Source organism: Spiroplasma clarkii (assembly GCF_002795265.1).
Taxonomy (GTDB): Bacteria; Bacillota_I; Bacilli_A; order Mycoplasmatales; family Mycoplasmataceae; genus Spiroplasma_A; species Spiroplasma_A clarkii.
Window position 1 is genome coordinate 1,087,800 of record NZ_CP024870.1, and the last position, 16,832, is coordinate 1,104,631.

Here is a 16,832-nt window from a genome sequence, read left to right on the forward strand (position 1 = left end):
TCACTAATCTTCATAGTATGAATCATAATCATCATTGATTTCGACTGTTAAATCTTCAGGTTCATCATTTGCTAAGTCTTCAAAGGCATCTGCATACGATTGAATTTCATCAACCGAAGCCTCTTCAACATATAATTTTTCATCAATTTCATCATGAACTTCTTCTACAACTGGTTGAGCTGGTTTACTTTTATTCTCAAAGTTGTTAAATTTACTCTTTTGTTTACGCGAGTTTGTGTTGTTGATAAATTCAGAACTTTCCAATTGTTCTTTGGTTATGTTTCCATTTCACAAGTTCTCAATGTTTCTTGAACCTGATTCGCTAATCGAAACTATATTTATTTTAACATTAACTAGGTTAGCAACCAAACGTGCAGCCATACCTTTTTTTCCAATTGCTAATGATAATTGTTCATTTGGCACAATAACAAAACATTCATTTTCTGTTTCGTCCAAGTCAATACTAATGACTTTTACTGGTGCCAAGGCATTCATAATGAATGTCTTTTTGTCCTCATTTCAAAGAATGATGTCAATTCTTTCACCATGTAATTCTTTGCTGACCTCTTTGATTCTTGCTCCTGCAGTTCCAATACAAGCCCCAATTGGGTCAATATTTTCATCATGAGAAAACACTGCAATTTTCGATCTGTTTCCTGGGTCTCGAGAAACTGATTTAACTTCTACAATCCCTTCTGCAATTTCTGGAACATGTAATTCCATTAGTTTTGCTAAAAAATCAGGGTGGATTCTAGAAGCTTGGACTTGCGAATGCTTGCTGTCACGAACAACATCTTCTACATAAAAACAAATTCTGTCACCATCTTCAAATTCTTCACCAGGAATCATTTTTTTATTTCAAATTGAAATTATTGAACCATTTACTTCAACTAAGTAACTTGTTAAAGTTACATCTTTGATAATTCCAGCAATAATTTCATGGTTTTTTTCTAAAAATTCTTCATAGATTTTTATTTTTTCACCTTCACGAATTTTTTGTTTGATAATTTGTCCAACTTGTAAAACTGCTAATTTTGAAAATTCAGATCCAAATTCAACTGGTTCATAAACATAATCACCGATTGTTACATCTGCTCCATATTTTGCTTGAGCATCACTTAAGGTAATGTCTAATCACTCATCTTCAATTTTTTGTACTACTGTTAGTTCTTTAAAAACCTTGATTTGACCAGTATTTCCATCAATTTCAACTTTAACAATTGCTTCTGGATCAAAATACTTTTCATAGGCTTTTTGAAAACCTTCCTTAATACCTTCTATGACAATTTTCTTATCAATTTTTTTCTCTTCAGTGATATCATAAATTGCTTCTAATAACTTTGCACCATCAATCATGGCCTAATGTCCTCCTAATAATTACTGTCAAGATCTATTTTGTTGCTACATAAATTGAAAAGAAGACTTCCGCCTTCTTCCTGATTTATGAAACTTGACTTTTTAATTATACCCTAAAAAAACTTTTTGTAAATAAAACTAATCAGTTTTTTTGGATTTTTTGTCTTTTACTTTACAAGTTCCTCAAGAACAGTTGATTTAAAGCCGTGTTTTAAAGCATCCTGGTGGGTGGCTTCAACACAATACTGTTTAACTAAGCCACAAATTTCAACTTCCTCAACTTTTTGTGCTTGCAATCAAACTTCTAGTGGTGGAACACCTTTTATTTGTTCATTGAATCCTGAATAACTATCTCAATCTTGATAAACAGCTTTTTTAACTACTAAGTCTGCTAAGTTTTCATCAATTAATAGTTGTGCTCCTGGTGTGTTTTGAATGCAGTGTGGTGGTCATTCAGTAAATGAACAATGGTTCTCTGGATGTCAATCCATTGTCATAACTACTAAATCTTGATTAGCTTTGTACTCCTTAATTTTTGCTAAAATACCCTCTTGTAGAGTTTCCCCTTCTGGTCAATATAAACTTCCTTGTGGATTGGCAAAGTCATATTGATAATCGACAACAATTAGTGCTTTTTTCTTTTCCATAAACTAATTATACCTAAAAAAAGACAATTGCTAGAAGCAAATCAACAAAATAAAATCAACCCCGCAAGGGGTTGATAAGGTTTTATTTTGTTTTTTCAATTAATACATCTAACTTATCACTAATTTGTTTTAATAAATCAATTAATGGTTTTTCAAAGTTTTCAATTCTTCCAGAATTTCCGCCTGAGTTAGGACGGCGATTCCCGTCATTATTTGAAAATCTTCTTGGTCTATCTGAACCACGGTTATTGTCAAATCCCATATTTTCATCACCTTTCTACATAATCATTTAAAGGTAATAAAAATCTATACACGCTCTAAAGAGATGCCTTTGACATCTAGATGATTATAACTTATTTTTTAAGTAAGTGTTGTGTTTTTGTATAATATCTTATTTTTTTAATGATTTTAGCGAGTAGTCACTCTATTGATTATTCTTTTAAGTGGGAATAGTCATGGTTGATAACTTTAATGAATTCAAAGTCATCATTTTCATACTCAAAAATTAAAATAGAACAATTTGTAAACTTTGGTGCAGTTTGATTTTCTTTAAGATGCTTTCTTAAAAAATATTGAATGGCAGCTCCATGACCCACAATTAAAATTTGTGAATCTGCATCAGCTTTTGCAATACTTTTGATTGTTTCAGCAATTCTAGCATAAACTTCAGTTTCTGACTCTCCCCCAGCATATTTAAAAAAATCATTATATGGAGGTAAAGGACTCAAAAATTCTGGTTGTCCTTCAAATTTACCATAACCTTGTTCTTTTAAACCCTTTAAACGATGATATACTAAATTTGGAAAAACATTTTCAATGGTATCTGCAGTTCTTTCAGCAGTTGAGCAATATGCTTTTTGAAAAACAAGTTGGTTATCTTTAAATCACTGTCCGGCCACTTTTGCCTGGGCAATCCCAAATTTTGTCAAAGGTGAATCACATCACCCTTGAATTTGTTTTAACTCATTAAATACAGTTTGACCATGTCTCATAAAATAAATTGTTTTTTTCATTGCTAGCCTCATTAAATTATTCTATAAGTTAATTATAAAATAATTCACTTTAAAAATATTGAAAATAAAAAACATTCAATAAGTTTGAATGTTTAAGAACCTCTAAAAAATTAATAGTTAAATACTAATTGTTGGTGCAGTTGTAACATTTCTTCAGTTGAAGTGAAGTGATCTACAATTTGTAGAGCAAACAATAGCGCTCCTCCGATTGAACTACCAGTGATAATATTACCTTCACTGATTGCACTCATATGCGGTTTTTTAATTGCTTTGTCTAAGTATTGGTCACAACCTGGATAATGAGTAACTTCAATTCCATCAACCAAACCAAGTTTTCCTAAAATTTGGGGTGCAGCACAAATGGCTGCAATGGTTTTATCTGCTTTTGCATGATTTGTTAGTGCTGTCATTAATGTTTCACAATTCATTAAGTTATCAACTCCTGGTTGACCTCCAGGTAAAACCAAACAATCATAATCTGCAACATTGATTTCTTGCATTGTTTTATCAGCTTGAATAGTGATATTGTGTGCACCTGTGACTTGCTTTACATCAGTAATTGAAACCATTTCAACTATTGAAAAACTCCCAGGAAAGGTTTTTTCTGCTCGACGAAGCACATCAACCACACTAATCATTTCGGTTTCTTCAAAACCTGTTGCTAAAAATACTGCTACTTTTGCCATAAAAATACCTCTTTTCAATATATATTATAACCAAAAAATCGGTTATAATTAACTTAGGTGATAAATTTGGGATTATTTAAATTAACAAAAGAGCTGTTTGTGTTATCACAACCAAAACACAAAGACGTCAAAGTCAGAGATGATGGTGCTCCAAGGCAGTTGTCAATGAACAACCAGATCAAAGACATCAATATTTATACAATTAAAAACAGTAAACAAAAAATTGATACCTTAGTTTTTAAAGATAGATTTAACTATGATGTTGGTTTTAGAATCATTAATGCTCAAGGTTTTAATTCATTTGGTTTAAAAGAAGAGGTTGATCTGATTTTTTGTAACCGTCATCATCAAGTAATTGATACTTATACAAAATTTAAAATAAACAAGTTTACTCAATTTCATGAAAAGGCTGTTGAAGTCTTTGTGTTAGCAAAAAATATGATTAAATATTTAAATATCAGTATCAATGACCAACTAAAATTAGCAAAATATTAAAACTCTTTTCAAAGAGTTTTTTTGTTAAAAAAATCTTTAAAACTCTTTAGTTTTAAAGATTCAGATTAAGTACTACTTGAATAAATCTCTTTTTTAACTTTATCTCAGAAATTAACTGCTAAAAAACTATCAACCACTCGAGCAGAAACATGTAACCCTTCAAAGTAGAAGTGCATTTTGTTATGTCGTAAAACAATGTGTCCTATTGTTACTGCTAAAAAGTCATAACCATCATTGATTAAATCTTTTCCTGATTTTTCTTTAAATTCTGCAAACCCATATTGTTTATACATTGCTTCACGCATTGTTTCTACACCAGGATTTCATCATGTTGTTAACACATACTCACGTAACCTAGCAATTTTTGCTTCTCCTTCTGGTCCAAGTTTTAATCATGGTTCAATTACACGTTCAATAAAATGTGGAGCAAAATGTTTAATTCCTAACTCTATTGTTGGGAAAAACATTTGAAATGGTTCGGGTTCCTCTTCAATTTCAAAATGAACTAAAAACCATGGTGTATCAAATTTAACTACACCAATTTGTTCGGAATTTAATTGATATACTTTTTCAGCCATTGTTACATCTCCCTTAAAATATGTATTAATTATAACATAATTTATCTTCTGACTACTAGCGGAATTTCTTGGTTATATTAAAAAATATGCAAAGTCAATGAATTTTTCTGATTATAATAAAAAAATCACACAAATTATTGCTGTAACAGCAATAATTGGTATTAAAAGTCATAAAACCCAAAGTTGTGAATGACTTTTAGAACCATACCCTTCATCCCTTGCTTTTGCTTTGGGCTTTGCTTTTTTTGGTACTTTCTGAATGACTACTACTTTTTCACTAGCAACTGGTGTTTCTTTTCTTCAACCATCAAACTCCTTCATTGGTTTAATTTCTTCGACTTTTTTTTGAAACTTATGAGGTGGAACCACTGTTGCTTTATTAAGATCCTCATCAATCAATTGCTCTTTTTCATTTTCTGCCAAAAGTGGGTCATCTGAATCAGGTAAAAATTCAATTGTGCTACCAGTTTTACCCTTTAGAGTATCAATAAAGTGGTTCACAACCTCTTGACTTGGACAAGCAAATGTTGTTCCATTACCAAATGAGTCACTTACCAATGATACATAGTTTAACCCAGTCTTTGATTGACTAAATTGAACTTGGATTTTTTCTAAGTTATAGATTTGAATTGGTGTATATTTAACATGAGTTTGGTTTTCAACACATTCAACAGTAAAACACCTTTTTGAAGTGATAAACACAATCCCAATGTAATCTTCTGTGTCTCTTTTAAAACTAGCTCATAGTGCTGATTGAACTGTTTCATCTTCATCAAAAAATACTTCAATGTGGGCTCAAACACTAGTTAAAATATTCTTATAATTTGGTAACCAATTATAACCATTGCTAGCTAAATTTTGTTTTATTTTTGCTGCTTCTAACATTATTTTCCCCCTTCTTGTTGTTCGGTGAATTTAAGATACAATTGCATTAATTTTTTTTCATAGGCTGAATGAGGTTTAAAAGTAAAAAAGTTCTGATTTTTTAACTCTTTTGGTAAGTAAGTTTGAGCCACTCAGTCATTTTCAAAATCATGAGGGTATAAGTAACCAATTCCTGAACCTAATTTGGCAGCACTTTGATAATGTGTGTCTTTCAAGTGTTTTGGAATTGAATAAATCTTACCAGTTTGCACATCATTCAGAGCTTGATCTGTTGCAAGATAAGCTGAATTTGATTTTTCACTTAGTGCCATTTCAACAATTGCTAAACCCAAAATTATTCTACCCTCAGGCATTCCAATTTGTCGAAAAGCTTGGCAAGCTTGAAAAACTCTTACAGGAATGGCTGGGTTTGCCAAACCTATGTCTTCATAAGCTATAACAGTCATTCTTCTCATTAAAGTTTCAAAATCTCCATTTTGAACTAAACGAGCTCAATAATATAAACTAGCATTGACATCACTTCCTCTAATTGACTTTTGCAAAGCACTGAGTAAATCATAGTGCTCATCACCAACTCCAGTACCCTTGGCATAAGCTGTATCATAAATATTTTTTAAAATTGTCTCATCAATTGTTTGGTCTGCATACAAGTTAACTAAAAGTTCCAAAGCATTGATAGCAACCCTTAAATCTCCACTTGAAAAAGCACACATTTTTGCTAAAATATCAGGTTCAATTTTAATTGGGAGTTTTTCTGTAGTAATTATTTTACTTAATCCTGCTGCCATCTCTTCATTTGAGATTTCTTTTAATTGTAAAATAGTGCAGCGAGATCTAATGGCAGGATTTATGACAAAATATGGATTTTCAGTGGTTGTAATAAAAACAATCATCTCCTTGGTTTCTAAAAACTCAAGTAAAAAATCTTGAATATTTCGATTCATTCTGTGAATTTCATCGACTATCAAAATAACTCTTGTTTCTTTGTTTTGAGCAACTATTTTTTCAAGTTTTTCTTTTTTATCCCTAGCAGCATTAAATTGAGCATAAGCAAACTGCAAGTCATTGGCAAGAGCAATAGCAGTGGTGGTTTTCCCAATTCCAGGTGGACCATAAAAGATCAAGTTTACTGGAAACTTTTTGGCAATCATTTTAGTAATTATCCCATTTTTATTCAACAAATGGGTTTGACCAATAATGTCAGTTGTGGTTTTTGGTCTAAGTATATAGCTTAAAGAGTCCATGTCAATTCACCTTCTTATAAATTAATTGTAAATAAAAAATTGGGTTCTTTCACACCCAATTTTAACATTTATTTTAGTTTAAATTTTTATTTTTTTGACTACTTTCAACTGTGGCAATTGGTAGCTCCTTTGTGAAATCACTTAGTTTTTCACCAAAGACTTGTTCAAATACTTCTGAGTATTTTTGCACAGGTACAATTGCTAAAACATTTCTAACTTCTTCAGGAATATCATCAATGTCTTTTTGGTTTTTTCAAGGAATTAAGATTTTTTTCAATCCACTTCTGTGAGCAGAAATTGATTTTTCTCTTAATCCACCAATTGGGAAGACAAGTCCTCTTAAAGTAATCTCTCCAGTCATTCCAATGTCTTTTGGTACTGGTTTATTGGTTAGAGCTGACACAATTGCAGTGGCAATTGTAATTCCAGCACTTGGGCCATCTTTTGGTACAGCTCCTTCTGGCACATGGATATGGATGTCATTTTCTGTAAACACTTCTTTTGGAATTCCAAAACCTTTGTAGTTTGATTTTACAAAGTCATAAGCAATTGTTGCAGATTCTTTCATAACATCACCAAGTTTTCCAGTTAGGATTAAACCACCTTTACCTGGGAAATGAGTTACCTCAATTGGTAAAATATCACCACCAAATTGAGTGTAGGCTAAACCAGTGACAACTCCAACTTGTAGTTCTTCTTTTTCTTTTTCAGTATGTTCAAAAATACGTTTTTTCAACAATTCATTAACTACTTTTGGTGTAACTTCAAGTTTTTCAATTTCTTTGTTTAATAATTTAACAATGAATTTTCTTGTGATTGAAGCAATTCAACGTTCAAGTTGACGGACTCCGGCTTCACGAGTATAGAATTTAATAATTTCTTCTAACCCTTGACTTGTAAAGACTAAGTTTTTAGCATCCACTTCATGTTCTTTTAGAACTTTTGGTACAAGATATTCTTGAGCAATTTTTAATTTCTCAATTTCTGTATAACTTGATAATTCAATGATTTCCATTCTGTCATACAATGCTTCAGGAATATTGTCTGGGTAGTTTGCAGTTGCAATAAACACAACATTGCTTAAATCATATTCCTCTTCTAAGTAGTGATCTGAGAATTTTGAGTTTTGCTCTGGGTCTAATACTTCTAACATTGCAGATGCTGGATCACCTTTGTAATCACTAGCCATTTTGTCAATTTCATCAAGTAGGAACACTGGGTTGGTAACTCCAACTTTTTTCATACCTTGAATTATACGTCCTGGCATTGCTCCAACATAAGTTTTTCTGTGTCCTCTAATTTCTGCTTCATCGCGAATTCCACCAAGAGAAATTTTTACAAATTCTCTCCCCATTGCCTCAGAAATTGATTTTGCCAATGAAGTTTTCCCAACTCCTGGAGGCCCAACTAAAGTAATAATTTGACCTTTAATTTTGTTGGTATTTTGTTTTACAGCAAGATACTCAATAATTCTTTCTTTAACTTTGTCTAGACCATAGTGATGTTCATCTAACACTTTTCTAGCATAAGTTAAATTGGTTTTCTCTTCTGTTTTTTTTCATCATGGTGTGTCCATCATTCAATCAATATATGTTCTAATGATGTTTGCTTCTGATGATGCAGAAGGCATAGTTTCATATCTTTCAATTTCTTGTAAAATACGTTTTTTGATGTTTTCTGGGAATGGTTCAATTTCTAAACGTTTTTTGTATTTTTTAATATCGTCGCCTTCACCATCAAGATCTCCCAATTCTTCTTTAATGGCTTTTAATTTTTCTCTTAAATAGTACTCTCTTTGTTGTTCATCTACTCTTGATTTAATTTTCTTACTAATTGATGATTCTATATCTGCTGATTGTCTTTTTTCATCTAAGAAATCATTGATAATTGCAATTCTTTTAACTGGATCTAACTCCTCTAAAATTGCTTGTTTTTTATCAATTGGCATAAATGGCATTAAAGTAGCTGCATTATCAACTAAGACACTAGCATTACCTTCTACCTTTCAATCTTTTAAAATTGAATCCATTTCTGATGGAAATTCATCTTGACTAGTAATCATAGCCTTCATCAGTTTTGTAACTTTTGTCAAGTTTTCCTTATTGTTTTTTTCATTAGGTTTTTTTTCAGTATATTCTGCTGAATAAAATTCCCCTAATTCAAAATTTTTAAGTTCTGCTCTTTCAAGTGAATTGATGTTTACAGTTAAAGTACCGTCTTTTCATTCTTTTTTTACATTAACTTTAGCTAAAACCCCAAAGTTAAATAATTCTTTAATGTCTGGTTCATCATCTAATGGTTTTTTTTGAGAAACAATTAGCACCAAACCCTCATTCTTTTCTACTGCCTCTTTTACTGCAGTAGTTGTTTTTTCACGCCCGATTTCAAGCACTTGTTCAAAAGTAGGAAAAATATAACTTCCCCTTGTAACAAGCACTGGTAACCTATTTTGTGTGCTCATAATAATCCCCCTCCTGTTGGTACAAGATTATAATACCATATTTTTTAGCACTTTCAAGTGCTAAGTGCTAAAAATTTTAAAAAAATAAGTGTTAAACCCTTATATTTAGGGGCTCAAATGCAATTGGTAAATTTTATTAATTAAAATGATTTTAGCAAAACTTGAGTCCAAATTCTAAGTTTTTATTAAAAATTGTTAATTTCTATAATTATAAAGGCAAATTCAACAAAGTAATAAAAATACAAACCCAGGGGTTTGTATTAAAATCTAACCATTGTTTTGGTACAAGAAATCAATGATTTTTTCTTTAATTAGATCTTCTTTAACTTGATCTTCAGGTAAAAATCCTTTAATCATTTCAGCTTCAACACCAAATTGTTTTGCCAACACTTCATATTTTGCTGCAACTTCTTCAGGAGTAAATTCAAATTTCTCATTATTTCTAACTTTATCAGTTACTAAGTGACTTGAAATACGACGTTTTGCATCATCCACTAATTCCTCTTTAATGGCTGCATCTGTTAAACCAGTTTGTTTTTTGTAATCTTTCATAGTTAATTTTTGTGAAGCTACTCGGGCTTCAAATTCTTTATATAAATTCTCAACTTCTTTATCAATAGCAATTTTTGGTAATTCAATTTTTGAATTTGCAATAATTATGTCAATTACTTGGTTAACAAATTGATTTTTTAGGTTAGTAGTTTTTTGCTTAATAATTTCAGATGTTACAAAGTCAACTAATTCTTTGTAAGTGTTGATGTTAGGCAGATTTAAATCTTTTGCCAATTCATCATCTTTGGCAGGTAATTCTCTTTGTTTAATTGTTTTAATATCTAAAATAAATTTAGCTTTCTTACCACTTAATTCAGGAGTGTAATCTTCTGGGAAAGTCACAGCAATTGTTGATTCTCCAATTTTTTTACCAATCATAGCATCTTCAAAACCTGGAATCATTTGTTTTGAACCAATTACTAATCTAAAGTCTAAACCTTTTCCACCTTTAAAGGGCTTGTCATCAATAAATCCTTCAAAGTCAAAGACAACAACATCACCAACTGCTACTGTTAGGTCTTCTTTATCTTTTTCTAGTGCAAAACGAGATTGGTACTGTTCAATTGCTCCATCAATTTCTTCAGCAGTTGCTTCAAAAGTTTGTTTTACCAATTCTTTTGCTTTAATTCCTGTGTATTTACCAATTTCAATTTCTGGTTTTAAATCAAAGACAAAGTCAATTGTACATGACTCTTCACTTATTTTTACTGGGGTTGGCACTGGTGAAGTAAATGGTTGAATTTCTGACTTTTGAGCACTTGCAAATTCTCAAGCATCTTCTAAAATCACTTGGATTGCTGCTTTTAAGTATTTGGCCGGGGTTAGAAATTGTTCAACTTTTGCTTTTGGAACTTTACCCTTTCTAAATCCAGGGATTTCAATATCTGCGGCAACCTTACTTTTTCCTTTTTTAATAGCATTTTTTCAATCATCGCCATTAATTTCAACTGTTCAAACTCCTTGACCTTTTTGAGTTAATTTCTTAGCATTAAATTTCATTTAATATTTGCCTCCTATATATTTCATACAATTCTTATTATAGCAAAATAAACTTAGTTTTTTTGCAATTTGTTTGCTAACTTGTCTTCAAATACAGATAAATTAGCTTCCAGGTCTAAAATCTTCTCTTTTGTGGAAGTATGTAGACTGAGATTATACTCTGTTCGGGTTACAGTGATAAACAATCTAGTAATTTGGTACAAACTTTCAGAAATACTTTTTGTTAATTGCACCAAATTTTCATACAAAGATCTTGTAAAGTAAGTTTTTTGTAAATCTAACAGTACTAAACCTAATTCTAAAATTAGTTGCCATTCATTAGTTTGGTGACGAATTTTATAGATCAAGTTTTGTTCAATTGCTTCAAATAAATCAGGTTCACTAGTGTTTGGATCATTTAGTTCTACTGTAAAGTCAACACTTTGTAGCTTTTTAAAATTATATCGACTCTCAATTAAATCACTATTAATTTTTTTTATAATCTTTTTCAATACTCGCAAATGTTTTTCTGTTTTAAATAGCTCAAAAATAGCACTAAACATTGCATTATAAAAATCATATTTTGCCAATTCTTTGCTTCACAAGTGAAAAAAACAGCACCAACAGCAACTTTGTTCTAAACAAATTGTTTTATAAATTGCACAAGAACAGTTTTGACGATTAGGAGTTTCACAACTACAACACATGTGTTTGCCTTCTTTCTAGTTTTCATTAGTGAGTTATGAATCTATTATAAATCAAAAAGATGTAGTAAAACAAAAAATGACCCAATTATCTAATAGATAGCCTAATAAAAAAAATGCCAAAAAGCATTAATGATCATTATTGACTTTGTTGAATTAAATTGTGAAGACTTGCTTCATCAATCTCTTCCATGTTTTTTAATTTTTTTTGTAATATTGACAAGACCTGATGATTATTTTTTAACTTTTTAACATTCATTTTCTTAATTAAATATTCATATTTTTGTCTTAAAAAGAGTTTTTTTAAAAAATCATCATAAATAAACATTTTCATATATTCTTGACGACTAACTGCATCAATTTTTCAGTCTTTACCTTTACTTGCAATTTCAGCCATACCAGATTTTAAAACAGCTTGGTAAAGTTCTGCCACCTCATCAAAAGCTAGTTTAAAAGCATTATTAATTAAGGTCTCAAATTCTTGATTTGGTTCAATTTTATAAAGTGATTTTTGCTCTTCATCTAAAACTGCAGCAATTGTATATGGGAAAATATAATTTAAACCATAATGGGAAAGAATATTGCGCATTTCTCGCACAAAAATGAAAAAGTATTTGTAAAAAAAGTATTCAGGTTCATTTGTTAACTTAAAAATCTTAGCATAACAAGTCTGAGCGATTTTTTTATACTTATTTCATCATAAGTTCTCCAAAATGTTATTGTATTTTTTTAAATTTGCCATAATTTGCTTGCTACTAGCATAGCTTGTTTTGTCAAAAATAAACTTATTTGTATTGACAAAGTTAGAGTGGAAAAAACCAATTGCAAAATTTTCTTGATAACCAAAGAATCTCATTTGGTAATCATCAACTTGACCATTCATTCAAAGTTTTTCAAGCTCTCCAGCTGCAGAAATTCACCATTTTGCCTTCTTTGTGCTGTTATTTTCAGAAGTAATCCCAGCAATTGCAAAACTAGCTTTTCTTTTTTGCTGTTTTTTCTTAATAATCAAAACAAGTACTCAAATTAATATAAGAACTACTGCTAAAAAGCCACTAAAACTAGCAATAAATATAAGGATTTGATTAGTCATTTAAGAGGACCTCCTTTTATAAAACTATCTTACTTTGCTTCATTTTTAGCATTAGCCATTTTTTTAATTGTTTCAGCTTTTGGTGTTGTTCCACCTTTTCTTCTCAATTTTTTTTCATATTTTTTTCTTTGTCTATTAACTTTTTTCAAAACCCCTTGAGGTTTTTCATGAATTAAAACATAAATACTTGGAACCCCATATTTTGCTTTAATTGTATTTCAAAATGAATAGCAACGGTTTTTTGGATTTGTAAGTTCTTCAACCAAATAAATATCATTGCCAATTCTAAAATCAGTTGGATCAATTTCAAACTGCATTGATGGGCGTTTGTCATCTTCTCCTGTTGGTTTGAATTCAGATGCTTTCTTTTGGTCTCTTTCAACTAATGATTCAGTTCTTGTTTTACCATATAATTCCAATCATAAACGTTCTTTTTCTCTTTGTTCTTTTTCATAATCTCGATCAACTGCAGTAATTTTAATGTCTTTATCTTGAGCTTTTGCTTTAGTTTTGGCATTTTCTTTGGCATCACTTTTTGCCTTAGCTGAGGCTGCTTTTTTAGCAGCAAGTTCTGCTTGTTTTTTTGCCTTAGCTTCTTTTAGCGCTTTTGCTTCAGCAGCTTTTTGTTTGGCAAGTTGAGCTTTTAATGCTTTTGCTTCAGCTTCTTTTTTTTGTGCCTCTTTAATTGCTTGTCTTTCTCTTTCTTCTGCTTCTTTTATCATTTTAGTAAAATTTGTTTCTTTCTCTTTAACTACTTTTGGTTTTTTAGTACCTGAAGTTGTTGATTTATTTACCATAGCAACTGGTGTTCCTAATTCAAGTCTTTTTTCAGTATTTTCAAACTTTACTCGATTTGCTTTTGTAGCACCGAGATTTATTTTTTTAGTATCAGTATTTTCTACTAAAATTTGTTGAATTTTTAAAACATTTGATTTTTTTTCATTAAACTCCATTTTGCGGCGATCCATCAAAATTTTGTTTCTCACATCATCTGCTTTAACTGCTTGGGCATTTAGTTGTTCTTCTTCATTTTCTAGTAAAAAGAAAATGTATTCTAAAATTTCTAAGCGTACAGCAGCATCATATGATTCATATTCTTGAGCAAATAATGCAATTGTTTGAGTTGTTAAACGTTTTTCAATTAGGCCTTTAATCCTAGCCTTGGTTATGTTTGAAATTAATTTAAAATCCTTCGAAGTTTTTTTAATTGTTCCCATGTCATATTCCTCCATATATTCAGATAATTTTAGCAAAAAATGGACTAGTTAACTCAAACTTGCCCATCATTTGATTATTTTATATTTTTTGTGAATTTTCTACTAATTTTTTCAATTCTATTCTTACGTTTCTCATTTTCAATTTTTGCCACTGTTTCTGCTCTCTTTTCTAACTCAATAAATTTATAAGTTTTTTTAGCAGCAACTAGTGATTCATCAAAAACTCGGTCATCATTTGCTTTGGTAAAGTAGGCTTTCATTTTCAATTCAGTTCTCTTGATCATTTCTTGTTCATGTCTTATCTGTGCATCAATTGAAGCAATTTCTGATCTGTATTTTGCATCTCTTTCAAAACGTCTTTGCCTTTCTAAACGTAAGACTGATGCCACACGTTTTTCTTCTGCCCTTTTAATTTGACGTTCTTTCATTAATTCAATTAATCTTTGACGTTCATGCAATCTTCTTAAACGATCTGCTTTTTCAATAGCTTTTAAGTTAATATCTTCACGTTTTTTAGCACGATTTAGTTCCCTAGCCTCAGCCATTCTTCGTGCACGAGCCACAATGTAACTATTAGATCTTTCTAACTTCATCATAGTAATACGGTGGCGACGTTCATTTCTTAATTCTCTTAAGAATTCAATTTTTTCAGTCATTTCATCAAGAGTTTTAATTTCTTGTTGATTATTATCTAAAATTTCTTGCATTGCTGGTCGTTTGCTTAAATCAACAGAAACTTGGTAGTTCCCAATTGGTTTAATTTCATGATAAGGTTTTGAACCAACTGAAACTTCACTTTCAAATGCTTGCCCCACTGCAGGCATTTTGTCTGGATTTGTGGTAATTTCAAAACCTTCTTTTGAGTGAATGTTTCGTTTGCTTGGATCAATTCCTAAATCACCTTCATACATATATTTGTTAATTGGTGAATTAACATATTGGTATTCTGTGGTTTGTGCTTCAGGATTTAAAGCTGATTGGAAAAAATCAATTCCCAAAGTTACTTCTGGTTCAGCTAATTCTGAGGTTGGCACTTGTTCAATTTCTGCTTCATCAAAATCAATGTTGTTCACTGTGTTGAACTCTTCACGAGTCATATCTTCATCAATCACAAAACCATGTTTTGGTGTAGTGTCTGTCAAGGTTGCAGCCTCTCTGACAAATGAATCAGTGTCATTGACAAAATCCTCTAAACTTGGATCAGGTACTGGACTGCTAGTTAAATTATCAGTTTCAGGTACTTCATTATATCTAAGTGTTGATGAAGTGTCAGTGCTAGCTTTATTTGACAAGATACTTTCTGGCATTCCAAGACCATTGCTTTCAGCATCATTTAATAAATTTTCAATTTCCATTATATTTTTACCAGTTTTTGGTTGGGCTGTGAAATTAAATTGCTCAACATCAATATCTGTTTTGTAACCTGCACGATTTAAAATTTCTTCTCTTGTATTACGGTTACTTGATTGAGATGTTGAAAGTCTAGACATAAAAACTTGACGTTTAGCATCAGGGGTTGTTGGTTCTTGTCTGACATCAAGTCTATCTTTTCAACCACTGATTCCTTTGTCAATTTTTTTAGATTCAGATGAGTAGTTTTTTCAAAAATGTTTAAACAGTCTGTTAAATTCAACTTCTCATAATTCTACTAAATTAATTTTTCTTGAATCACTATCTGGAAGTGATTCAATGCGGTCATATGATGAAAGCAACTTTTTGTAGTTTTCATCATTTTGTAAATTATATTTATGCACCAAGGCTAGTGATTTTGGGGTGAAATGTTGTCACACATACCCTTTTTCACTTGTAGATTCACTTGAATTTTTTGTTACTGTGGTTGCTTTTTTTCCCGAAGCCATAGTTCTACCTCCTAAAAAATTTATTTTAATTTATAAATATTATACACTATTTTTCACTTTTTTGCATACCTATGTTATAATCATATGTAATTTCTAGATAAAAAAAACAAAACTAAGTTTTGTTTGACATATTTTCTTAATTTTTAATATAAACAAAAGCAATATTTTTAGGCTTAAGCCCAATTGCATTTTCAATTGCAAAAACAATTGAGTTATTTAATTTTAACTCATCAATTTCTAATTTCTTGTGGATGTTGGCAAAAAGTTTTACCAAAACAAATAAATGATCATCATGAAGTAAATTAGTTTCGATTTCGAATTTCTCTAAATCTCTCACATTATTCATAACAACAAATTCAATAACTTTATTAAGAATACGTTGGTCAACCTCTAAATTACCACGAGCATTTCTTTCTAATAAAATATACATTTTCTCAACCCCTTTATTAGATAAATAATTGTTTAACTATTAGCTCTCCCAAAGTATTTACCATCATTTGTGTTGATAATTACCTTGTCACCTTCTTTAATGAAAAGTGGCACCATTATTTCTAATCCAGTCTCTAAAATAGCACGTTTTTGAGCCCCACTAGTTGTATCGCCTTTAACTGCGGGTTCTGCTTCTCTGATTGCTAATTCCATTTTTTCAGGAATACTAATACCTAAAATTTCACTATCATATTCAGTGACTTTAACCATAATTCCATCAGTTATAAATTTTAATTCTCAATCAAGTTTATTAACTGGAATTTCAATTTGGTCATAAGTTTCAGTGTTCATAAAGACACAATTTTCACCATCATTGTATAAATATTGCATGTCTTTTTTTTCAATCATGGCTTTATCCACTTTATCTCCACCAGTAAAGGTCATCTCCACACGAGCACCAGTTCTTAGGTTTTTTACTTTAACTGTAACTTTACCTTGTTGACGACCTGATTTAGAAAATGAATTTTCTAGTACCACAAAAATGTTTCCATCATATAAGAAGGTACTACCAGGTCTTAAATCGTTTACTAACATAAGTTTTCTCCTTTAATATTGATTAAGTTCTATGAATATTA

The 16,832-nt window shown here is 30.7% G+C and carries 17 protein-coding genes; 1 reads left to right on the forward strand and 16 read right to left on the reverse strand.

Going from position 1 to position 16,832, the window contains the following annotated elements:
* Positions 1–3: 3 nt before the first annotated feature.
* From nusA to SCLAR_RS04925, 5 genes are all read right to left on the reverse strand, one after another.
* Positions 4–1,356, reverse strand: coding sequence for a transcription termination factor NusA (gene nusA, locus SCLAR_RS04905; RefSeq protein ID WP_100254818.1), 1,353 nt, complete (start codon positions 1,354–1,356; stop codon positions 4–6).
* A 167-nt stretch (positions 1,357–1,523) separates the two neighbouring features.
* Positions 1,524–2,003: an isochorismatase family protein gene (locus SCLAR_RS04910; RefSeq protein WP_100254819.1), complete on the reverse strand. Its 480-nt coding sequence runs from the start codon at positions 2,001–2,003 to the stop codon at positions 1,524–1,526.
* Between the two features lie 82 nt (positions 2,004–2,085).
* On the reverse strand, positions 2,086–2,265 hold the full coding sequence (locus tag SCLAR_RS04915; protein WP_100254820.1) for a hypothetical protein: 180 nt from the start codon (positions 2,263–2,265) through the stop codon (positions 2,086–2,088).
* 169 nt (positions 2,266–2,434) lie between these two features.
* Positions 2,435–3,016 carry a histidine phosphatase family protein gene (locus SCLAR_RS04920; RefSeq protein WP_186788111.1) on the reverse strand — a complete coding sequence of 194 codons (582 nt, stop codon included), beginning with the start codon at positions 3,014–3,016 and terminating at the stop codon, positions 2,435–2,437.
* A gap of 110 nt (positions 3,017–3,126) precedes the next feature.
* Positions 3,127–3,702: a DJ-1 family glyoxalase III gene (locus tag SCLAR_RS04925; protein ID WP_100254821.1), complete on the reverse strand. Its 576-nt coding sequence runs from the start codon at positions 3,700–3,702 to the stop codon at positions 3,127–3,129.
* A gap of 66 nt (positions 3,703–3,768) precedes the next feature.
* Between SCLAR_RS04925 and SCLAR_RS04930 the strand changes: the two genes are divergently transcribed.
* The gene (locus tag SCLAR_RS04930; RefSeq protein WP_100254822.1) at positions 3,769–4,197 is read left to right on the forward strand and encodes a hypothetical protein; all 429 of its coding nucleotides are present in this window, start codon (positions 3,769–3,771) and stop codon (positions 4,195–4,197) included.
* 65 nt (positions 4,198–4,262) lie between these two features.
* Here SCLAR_RS04930 and SCLAR_RS04935 read toward each other — a convergent pair whose 3' ends face one another.
* From SCLAR_RS04935 to efp, 11 genes are all read right to left on the reverse strand, one after another.
* Complete coding sequence (locus SCLAR_RS04935) at positions 4,263–4,775, reverse strand: hypothetical protein (RefSeq protein WP_100254823.1); 513 nt, start codon at positions 4,773–4,775, stop codon at positions 4,263–4,265.
* Positions 4,776–4,886: 111 nt separating this feature from the next.
* Positions 4,887–5,660, reverse strand: coding sequence for a hypothetical protein (locus tag SCLAR_RS04940; protein ID WP_100254824.1), 774 nt, complete (start codon positions 5,658–5,660; stop codon positions 4,887–4,889).
* On the reverse strand, positions 5,660–6,904 hold the full coding sequence (locus tag SCLAR_RS04945) for a replication-associated recombination protein A (RefSeq protein WP_100254825.1): 1,245 nt from the start codon (positions 6,902–6,904) through the stop codon (positions 5,660–5,662). Before SCLAR_RS04945 ends, SCLAR_RS04940 begins: the two co-directional genes overlap by 1 nt.
* A 73-nt stretch (positions 6,905–6,977) precedes the next feature.
* A complete protein-coding gene (gene lon, locus SCLAR_RS04950; protein ID WP_100254826.1) occupies positions 6,978–9,365 on the reverse strand; it encodes an endopeptidase La in 2,388 nt (795 codons plus the stop codon).
* A gap of 267 nt (positions 9,366–9,632) precedes the next feature.
* A complete protein-coding gene (gene tig / locus SCLAR_RS04955) occupies positions 9,633–10,916 on the reverse strand; it encodes a trigger factor (protein WP_100254827.1) in 1,284 nt (427 codons plus the stop codon).
* A gap of 53 nt (positions 10,917–10,969) precedes the next feature.
* The gene (locus SCLAR_RS04960) at positions 10,970–11,485 is read right to left on the reverse strand and encodes a hypothetical protein (RefSeq protein WP_157795160.1); all 516 of its coding nucleotides are present in this window, start codon (positions 11,483–11,485) and stop codon (positions 10,970–10,972) included.
* 253 nt (positions 11,486–11,738) lie between these two features.
* Positions 11,739–12,692 (reverse strand): hypothetical protein, encoded by a 954-nt coding sequence (locus SCLAR_RS04965; RefSeq protein WP_100254829.1) that lies wholly within the window; start codon positions 12,690–12,692, stop codon positions 11,739–11,741.
* A 29-nt stretch (positions 12,693–12,721) separates the two neighbouring features.
* The gene (locus tag SCLAR_RS04970; RefSeq protein ID WP_100254830.1) at positions 12,722–13,909 is read right to left on the reverse strand and encodes a hypothetical protein; all 1,188 of its coding nucleotides are present in this window, start codon (positions 13,907–13,909) and stop codon (positions 12,722–12,724) included.
* A 74-nt stretch (positions 13,910–13,983) separates the two neighbouring features.
* On the reverse strand, positions 13,984–15,768 hold the full coding sequence (locus SCLAR_RS04975) for a hypothetical protein (RefSeq protein ID WP_100254831.1): 1,785 nt from the start codon (positions 15,766–15,768) through the stop codon (positions 13,984–13,986).
* A 136-nt stretch (positions 15,769–15,904) separates the two neighbouring features.
* Positions 15,905–16,198 carry a hypothetical protein gene (locus SCLAR_RS04980; protein ID WP_100254832.1) on the reverse strand — a complete coding sequence of 98 codons (294 nt, stop codon included), beginning with the start codon at positions 16,196–16,198 and terminating at the stop codon, positions 15,905–15,907.
* A 32-nt stretch (positions 16,199–16,230) separates the two neighbouring features.
* Positions 16,231–16,791, reverse strand: a complete 561-nt coding sequence (gene efp / locus SCLAR_RS04985) for an elongation factor P (RefSeq protein ID WP_100254833.1) — start codon at positions 16,789–16,791, stop codon at positions 16,231–16,233.
* Positions 16,792–16,832: the final 41 nt, after the last annotated feature.